General features: G+C 70.5%; 1 protein-coding gene. It reads left to right on the plus strand.

Features of this window, described 5'->3' with window-relative positions:
- Positions 1-209 precede the first annotated feature (209 nt).
- Positions 210-590 carry a hypothetical protein gene (locus JCM19049_RS16495; RefSeq protein ID WP_279403460.1) on the plus strand — a complete coding sequence of 127 codons (381 nt, stop codon included), beginning with the start codon at positions 210-212 and terminating at the stop codon, positions 588-590.
- Positions 591-719: the final 129 nt, after the last annotated feature.

The following is a 719-nucleotide window of genomic DNA, read 5'->3' on the forward strand; positions in this document are numbered from 1 at the left end:
GGCGCACGCCGCCGCGGCCGGCCACCGGTTCCGCCCGTGGCGCTTAAACAGTGTTTCGTACAGCCGAACCGGGCCGTGCGTGCACTACCTTAGGAAGTGGCGTGTTGTGTGCCAAAACCGGCCCGCGGCGACCGCGCGGCACGGGGGCAAAATCTGATCCCGGCATCGGCGGCGCCGCCGACGGGAAGCGAACGAAGGGAATGAGAGTCGTGACTAGTGGCCGAACTGCTGCCGCCGAACGCGTGGCCAGCTGGGTAAAGACCCTGGGGCAGGGGACCGGCGCGGACACCACGCTGCGGTTCGCCCCGTCGACCTCCAACAGCATTGACATCACCCACGCCAACCCCTCGGGCCTGGCCCAGTTCCTGGCCGGGCGGCGCACCCGCCTGTCCACCCTGCTGCATGACGCGGACCAGTTCGCGGTGGCCAAGCGCACCGCCCGTGCGCTGGACGCGAAGATCGATGAACTGTGGGACGAGCGCGGCATCGACGTGGGCTACCTGGCCGCGGGCGTGGCGAACTGGCGCGCCACCCATGAGGGCGCAGCGAGGCGCTGTCCGCCCCGATCATGCTCGGGCGGATCAAGCTGACCCGCCACCTGGACCAGGACGACTACGACGTGCAGCTGGTGGGCCGCGCCATCGTCTCCCCGGCGTTCATCCGCCAGGTCGAGGCCGACCACCACGCCGCCATTGACACCCAGGCGGTGCACGCCGCCG

This window comes from Arthrobacter sp. JCM 19049 (assembly GCF_001310435.1).